We start from the raw sequence: 7,290 nt of genomic DNA on the forward strand, positions 1-7,290 counted from the left end.
CCCGCCCCCCCCACTCGCACCGTCCGGGCTCCCCGCCCCCCGCTCACACCGTGCCGGGTCCCCCGGGCGCGCCGCCCCGTTCCGCGAACGCCTTGAAGGCGTGCACGTGGGCGTGCGGGGCGCCGTGCGTCGCGTCGACGCGCAGGCGCAGGGCGCGGGTGCGGACGGGGGCGGGCAGGTGGTGGACGCGGTGGCGGCGGCGGTTGTCCCGCACGGTGACGAGGGTGCGCCAGCTCCCGTCCGCCGCGCGTGCCTGGACGCGGTAGTCCCGCAGGAGTTCGGGCATGACCGCGAAGGGTGTGCGGTGGCGGTGCAGGTTGTTGAGGTACTCGTCCACGTCGTCGTCCAGGACGAGGCGGACCTCCGCGATGTCCTGCTCGCGCGCCCACTCCAGTTCCAGCCACTCCCCGGCGTGCGCGGGGTCCGCGAGGCGGGCCGAGGACCACAGGTTCGGGCCGCCGTAGGGGCGCTGGTGGCCGCCCGCCGCCCGCTCGGGCGCGAAGGCGCGGGTCGCGGGGCGGGCGCGGAAGGCGAAGGAGCGGCGGCGCAGCGCGCGGGCCTCCCACTCCAGTACGGGCTGTGCCGCCTCCTCGGGGATGTCGTGGTTTACGGCGGGGTCGCCCTCGGCGCGGCGGCGCAGGGCGAGGACACCGTCCGTGCGCTCGCCGAGGAGCGTGAGGGCGAGGCCGGGGCAGGCACGGACGAGGACCACGACGTTCTCGGGCGCGGCGGGGTGGTGGGGCAGGGCGGCGGTGACCCAGTGGGGGCCGCCGGGCGGGACCCGGACGGTGGTGGTGGCGAGGTGGGTGGCGGGTACGGCGTTCTCGGGCCGTCCGGTGCCCCAGAGTTCGACGGTCAGCTCCCGGGCGGGGCCGCTCGCGGGGCCGTGGACGTGGAGGTCGATCGCGTCGAGCGCGGGATCGACGGGGAGCAGGAGGCCGACGTCGCGGGTGAGGGGGTAGGGCTCGGCGCCCGCGCCGGGCGAGGCGGTGGCGTCCGCGCGGTGAGCTGCGCTGCCGTCCCCGTCGGGGTCTGCGCTGCCGTCCGTACCGGGGTCTGCGCTGCCGTCCGTTTCGGGATCTGCGCTGCCGTCCCGGCCCGGTTCGGCGCGCAGCGCGTTCTGGTACGAGGACGCCGTGACGCGGGCGGCGCGGGCGAGGTTGGCCGGGTCCTCGTCGGCGAGGCCGAGGACGGAGGCGTCCTGGCGCAGGAGCGCGCGGCGCAGGAGGCCGAGGTGGTCGTGGGCGAGTTCACGGGGGGTCAGCCGCTCGCGCACGCACAGGGCCGCCGCCGTCCCGGCCGCCTCGCCGAGCGTCGCGCAGGTCGCCATGACGCGGGTCGCGCCGAAGGCGACGTGGCTCGCGGAGATGTTCCGGCCCGCGAAGAACAGGTTGCGGACGTTCGCCGAGTACAGGGAGCGCAGCGGGATGTGGAAGACGCCGTCGGTGTGGCGCTGGCGGGCGCCGGGCTCCTCGGCGTACATCCCCTCGACGGGGTGGAGGTCGATGGACCAGCCGCCGAAGGCGACGCGGTCGGGGAAGGGGCGCTGGGCGAGGATGTCCCGCTGGGTGAGGACGTGGTCGCCCAGGAAGCGCCGGTACTCGCGCTTGCCGGGGACGGCACCGGTCCATTCGAGGGTGAGCGAGGCGGCGTCGGGGAACTCGCCGGAGTTCTTGATGTGGTCCCAGACCCCGGCGACGACGGCCCGCAGTTCGTCGCGGATGCGCGCGTTGTCGTGGACGGTGTCGAGGGCGCCGCCCCACTCGATCCACCAGTAGTCGCAGCCGTTGTCGCCGGTGCGCAGGACGCGGTTGCGCAGCAGGGGCGTGGTGGAGAGGTCCTTGGCGTAGGCGGGCGCGACGTACTTGACCGGGTGGCCGAGGTCCTTGGTGTGGAAGAGGAGCGTGGAGCCGAGGAGCGCCCCGTCGGCCTCCTCGGGTGCCCAGGGCTCGTCGTACTCGGCGCGCGCCTCGCGGCCGACGCGATGGCGGGCGCCGGCGAGGGCGCCGAGGAGTCCGTCGCCGGTGCAGTCCAGGAACTGGCGGGCGCGGAAGGTGATGCGGCGTTCGGAGCCCGTCATCCAGCCGGTGCAGGAGCGGACCGTGCGGTCCCCGGGCGGGCCGGACGCCTCGGCCTCGCGCACGTCGGTGTCGAGGTAGAGGTCGATGAGCGGTTCGGCGAGGACGGCGTCGAGGACGACCTGGTCCCAGTAGTACGGGTTCCCCTCGGGGTTGCGGTACTGGTTCTCGGTGTACAGCTCGCCCATGATGCCGGTCTCCCTGGCGAAGCGGTGCACGCCGTGGGCGGTGGCCCCGCACACCCAGACCCGGACCTCGCTGCTCGCGTTGCCGCCGAGCACGGGCCGGTTCTGCACGAGGGCGACGCGCAGGCCGAGCCGGGCCGCCGCGATGGCGGCGCAGGTCCCGGCGAGCCCTCCGCCGACGACGGTGATGTCGTGCTCCACGTGCTCTTCCCGCATCCCCGCCCGCTCCTCAGCCGCTGACTCCCCGGTGCCCCCGGTTGGGGGCACCGGCACCAGTAGGGCATCCGCCGTGCACTGAACGCAAGTCATGTGCAGCATGTGAAACAGATCGGGTTCTGCGGCGGGGTGTCCCCTGCCGGTGCGCGGGCCGGGTTCGGCCGTCGTTCGCGCGGTGTTGACGAAGTGGCCACCGGCGCACGCGAATGTTCGGTGTCCCCCCGTCCGCGTGGATCAGGAAGCACCCCATGGCTCACACCCCCTCACGCAGAACGTTCCTCGTCTCGGCGACGGCCGTCGCGGCCACCGCGATGACCGGCGGCGCCGCGCGCGCCTCCGGGGCGGGGGCGACCGCGCCCGCCGCCGCGCCGGTCGCGGTCGATCCCCGGCTCGCGCCGGTGAAACACGTCGTGATCCTCATGCAGGAGAACCGCAGCTTCGACCACTACTTCGGGATGCTCAAGGGCGTCCGCGGCTTCGGCGACCACACCGCGATCGACCTGCCCGGCAGCGCCTCCGGCCCCTCGGGCCGCTCGGTCTTCCAGCAGCCGCGCGGCAGCGGTTCGCTCCACCCCTGGCGGCTCAGCGCGGGCAGCGGCGGCTGGCGCAGCGCCCAGTGCAAGGTGGACGGCGGCGGGCACAGCTGGAGCGACCAGCACAACGCCTGGAACGGCGGCCGGATGGACAACTGGTACGCGGCGAAAAGCGGCACCGGTATGACGATGGGCTACCACGACCGCACCGACCTGCCCTACACGTACGCGCTCGCCGACGCCTACACGGTCTGCGACGCCTACCACTGCTCCTCGCTGACCGGCACCGGCCCCAACCGGAACTACCTCTGGTCGGGTTCGACCGGCGTCGGGCTCGCGGGCGCCAACCAGGCGAACACGAACGGCGGCGACTTCCGCCGCAAGGAGCAGAACTGGCAGACGTACGCCGAGGCGCTCCAGGCGGCCGGCGTGAGCTGGAAGGTCTACCAGGTCCACGACCGCGACGCGGAGCGCAACTACGGGGACAACGCCCTGGAGTACTTCAAGCCCTTCCTGACGAAGGACCCGGCGCAGGACGGCAAGGGCGACGCGGCGCTGTGGGAACGCGGCGTGGCCGGGGTCCCGTACGACGGCGGGGACGTCGCGAACGCGCTGATAGCGCGACTGCGCGCCGACGTGGCGGCGGGGACGCTGCCGCAGGTCTCGTGGATCGTCACGGACTACGCCAACTCCGAGCACCCGAACGCGAGTCCGGGCAAGGGCGCGACCGTCACGAAGCGCGTGCTCGAAGCGCTCGGCAGCGACCGGAAGACGCTGGACTCGACGGTCTTCATCCTCACCTACGACGAGAACGACGGCTTCTTCGACCACGTGCCGCCGCCCGTGCCCGCCGACACCGGTGACGCGACGGAGTACTCCGGCGGGAAGCCGGTCGGCCTCGGCTTCCGGGTGCCGATGATCATCGCCTCGCCGTGGACGCGCGGCGGCCGGGTCAACTCGCAGGTCTTCGACCACACCTCGGTGCTGCGCTTCCTGGAGCGGTGGACGGGGGTCGGCTGCCCGAACATCAGCCCGTGGCGGCGCGCGGTGTGCGGGGACCTCACCTCGGCGTTCGACTTCGAGCACCCCGTCTTCGGGCCGCTGCCCGCACTGCCCGCGGTCACCCCGGCCGGGCAGCCCGTCATGGACACGAGCGCCTGTTCCGCGACGACCGCGCCGAGCGCCCCCTCCGGCACCGGCAGCCTGCCGGTCCAGGAGAGCGGCAACAAGCCCGCGTGCGCCCTGCCCTACCAGGTCAACGCGTATCTCGACCGCTACGAGGGCACCAGCCCCTCCGGCACGCAGAAGATCTGGGTGAACCTGGAGAACAAGGGGGCGCAGGCCACGTCGGCCGCGCACTTCGCCGCGTACGCCAACGGCCACCGGGGCGGCGGCCCCTGGCAGTACACGGTGGGCCCCGACGCGGCCACGAGCGATTTCTTCAACATCGGCGCCGGATACGGCGGCGGACGCTACGACCTCTCGGTGACCGGCCCGAACCGCTTCCTGCGCCGCTTCCGGGGCGACACGGGCGCGGGCGCCGGGCGGTTCGCGCGCGTGCGCGGCAGCTTCGAGACGTACGGCGGGAAGCTCGCCCTGTGGTTCACCCTCGCCAACGACGACCCGGACCGCGCCCTCACCTTCACCGTGGCCGCCACGCACTACCGCACGGGCACGTGGACGTACGAGGTCGCGGCGGGCAAGAGCGTGAAGGACTACTTCCAGCAGGTCGCCCTCGCGGACGGCTGGTACGACTTCACGGTGACGGTGGCCGGTGACAGCGCCTTCTCGCAGCGCTTCGCCGGCCACATCGAGACGGGCGCCGTGAGCCGCACGGGCTCGGTCGTCTGAGCTCCCGCCGGGCTCATCGGCGGCGAGCGGTGAGCCCGGCGAGGAGGCCGCGCGCGAGATCGGTCCCGGAGTGGTGGCCGACCGCGAACAGCGGCGCGGCGTCGAGCGGGCCGGGGGCGCCGAGGCCCCGCAGCACCGCCGCCGCCTCGGGCACGCACTCGCCCCGTACCGCGTGGCGCAGCAGGGCGAAGGAGACGAGCGGCGTGCGGGTCGCCGTGTCCGGCGCGGTGACCCGCGCGGTGACGGCGGGCGCCGGGACGCCGAGGGCGTGGGCGGCGAGGAGGACGCCGCACAGGATGTCGTCGCCGGAGGGGGTGAGCCCGGGACCGCGCCGGGCAGCGTGCCTGCCGCACGCAGCACCGCCTCGCCGTCCCGCGCCCGCAGCGCCCGGCGCAGCGCGCGCAGCGGCGTGGCGCAGGACGGTTCCGGGGGGCGGGCGCGGACGGCGCGGGCGAGTTCGGCGAGCCGCTCGGGGCGCGGCCCGGCGGCGAGGAGCCCGTGGACACGGGGCGGGGCCCAGGGGTCCGGACCGAGGCGGACGGTGAGCGCGCCGAGCCGGATCTCCCCGTCCCCGTACGCGGCCGGGGTGCCGGGTGCGGGCCAGAGGGCGGCGGGCTCGCGCAGGACCGCCGCGTTCGGGGTACGCACCGCGTCCGGGCGCGTGACGGCAAGGGCGGGCAGGTCGGTGCGGTCCGTGGCGAGGTGGACGGCGTACCGGGTGGCGGCGACGACCCGGGCGGGGCGCGGGGGGCCGTGGACGAGGGCGTGCACGGGCCCGGCCGCGTCGGCGGTGACGAGGACGGGCGGGCGGGCGGCGGTGGCGAGGAAGGGCCAGCGGGCGGCCGGGGGAAGGGCGGGCGGCCGCGCGGCCGGCGGCGCGGGGGTGGGCGCGGGGTCGTGTCCCGGCTCCGTGGCGGCGTTCACTCCGGTTCCGGGAAGTCGGCCAGGGCCTGGACGAAGCAGTCGAGCGGGGCGGTCGTCAGGCCCGCGCCGATCTGGCCGATGCCCGGTTCGCGGTGCGCGATGCCGGTGGTGATGACGGGCTCGCGGCCGGTGTCCACGACGGCGCGGACGTCGATGCCGAGCGGGCTGCCGGCGAAGTCGATGCCCGGCAGGCGGTAGTCGTTGTGGCGGCCCACGGCCAGGCTCGCCATCTCGCGGCTCACGCGGCGGGCGAGCGCGGGGGTGCCGCCGACGAAACCGGTGATCGCGGGCGCGGCGGCGAGCGCGAACCCGCCGAGCCCGTGGGTCTCGGTGATCGCGCTGTCCCCGATGTCCGGGTTGGCGTCCTCGGGCCGGTACCCGGCGAAGTACAGCCCTTCGACCATCGCGGCGGGCGCCGTGTACCAGCGTGCGCCGGTCCCCGCGGTGCGGATGCCGACGCGGACGCCGTTGCGGGCGAAGGCGGTGACGACGGTGGAGTGCGCGATGCCCTCGGCCGCCGCCATGGCGAGCTTGCTCGCGGCCATGGAGAGGTTGAGGAACCAGTAGTCGTTGTCGCGCAGGAAGTCGAGCGCCTCGATCCCGCCGAGCGCGGCCTGCCGGGCGAGGTCCGGGGCGAGTTCCCGGGCGAAGAGCGCGCTGGCGGCGGTGTTGCGGCTGTGGCACTCGTCGCCCATGAGGAGGGCCTGCGCGGTGAGCGCGCGCAGGTTGAGCGGCTCCTCGCGGGCGCGCAGCGCGGCGCCGAGGCCCGGCCCGAGCCGCTCGCCCATCCAGCGCAGCCGCGCCGACACGTCCGGCCCGAGCGCCCCGTAGCGCAGGCAGCGGCCCTTGCCCTCGTTGAGGTTGGAGTACGCGCGGCGGCCGGTCGCCGCGTCCTCGACGACGAGGAGCGGCATGGACGGCGAGATGATCCCGGCCATCGGGCCCACCGCGTCGTGGTGGTGGCAGGGCGCGAAGCGGATGCCGCCGGAGCGCGCGAGGCGCACGGCGGCCCCGGCGTCGGCCGCCCAGCCCTCCAGGAGCACGGCCCCGGTGACGGCGGCCCGCATCGGCCCGCACATCTCCTCGTACGGGAGGGGTGGCCCGGCGTGCAGCAGCAGGCGCTCCCCGGCGAGCGCGGGGATCAGCCCGGCGGCCGGCCGTACATCGGTGAGCAGCGGCTGCACGGCGCGGATCGCTTCCAGCGCGCGGGAGTTGGCCGCCTCCACGGCGGGGTGCGCGCTGAGCCGGGCGAGTTTGGCGCCGAGGGCGGTGTCCCCGGCGGCGGGGGGCCGCCAGTCGAGTTGCCGGACGTCGGCGCCCGCCGCGCGGGCGGGCGCGACGAAGCCGTCCACGCCGACGGCGGCGATCCGCGGGGTGTGGTCGAGCAGGGAGGGGGTCATGCGCGGGCTCCTCCTCGGGCGGGAACGGGTGCGGGGGACGGTGCGAGGTGCCCGGCGGCGAGGCAAGGCGGCGTGGGTGGAGCTGCCGGCGAGGAGGACACCG

At 75.6% G+C, this 7,290-nt stretch carries 4 protein-coding genes; 1 reads left to right on the forward strand and 3 read right to left on the reverse strand.

The window, feature by feature from the left end:
• Positions 1 to 43 precede the first annotated feature (43 nt).
• Positions 44 to 2,479, reverse strand: a complete 2,436-nt coding sequence (locus SSBG_RS30110) for an FAD-dependent oxidoreductase (protein WP_050776719.1) — start codon at positions 2,477 to 2,479, stop codon at positions 44 to 46.
• 248 nt (positions 2,480 to 2,727) lie between these two features.
• Here SSBG_RS30110 and SSBG_RS03610 point away from each other — a divergent pair, with 248 nt between their 5' ends.
• Positions 2,728 to 4,863, forward strand: coding sequence for a phosphocholine-specific phospholipase C (locus tag SSBG_RS03610; RefSeq protein WP_037868856.1), 2,136 nt, complete (start codon positions 2,728 to 2,730; stop codon positions 4,861 to 4,863).
• A 13-nt stretch (positions 4,864 to 4,876) separates the two neighbouring features.
• Here the strand turns inward: SSBG_RS03610 and SSBG_RS35630 are convergent, their stop codons facing one another.
• Positions 4,877 to 5,698, reverse strand: a complete 822-nt coding sequence (locus SSBG_RS35630; protein WP_078491206.1) for a DUF2877 domain-containing protein — start codon at positions 5,696 to 5,698, stop codon at positions 4,877 to 4,879.
• 85 nt (positions 5,699 to 5,783) lie between these two features.
• Positions 5,784 to 7,187 carry a DUF1116 domain-containing protein gene (locus SSBG_RS03615; RefSeq protein ID WP_008744867.1) on the reverse strand — a complete coding sequence of 468 codons (1,404 nt, stop codon included), beginning with the start codon at positions 7,185 to 7,187 and terminating at the stop codon, positions 5,784 to 5,786.
• Positions 7,188 to 7,290 lie beyond the last annotated feature (103 nt).

The sequence above is a fragment of the Streptomyces sp. SPB074 genome (genome assembly GCF_000154905.1).
Classification (GTDB): domain Bacteria; phylum Actinomycetota; class Actinomycetes; order Streptomycetales; family Streptomycetaceae; genus Streptomyces.

Bases quoted from the DNA above. Each gene is read 5' to 3' on its own strand.
- SSBG_RS03615 (WP_008744867.1), bottom strand. From the start codon at position 7,187: ATGACCCCCTCCCTGCTCGACCACACCCCGCGGATCGCCGCCGTCGGC.
- SSBG_RS03610 (WP_037868856.1), top strand. From the start codon at position 2,728: ATGGCTCACACCCCCTCACGCAGAACGTTCCTCGTCTCGGCGACGGCC.
- SSBG_RS30110 (WP_050776719.1), bottom strand. From the start codon at position 2,479: ATGCGGGAAGAGCACGTGGAGCACGACATCACCGTCGTCGGCGGAGGG.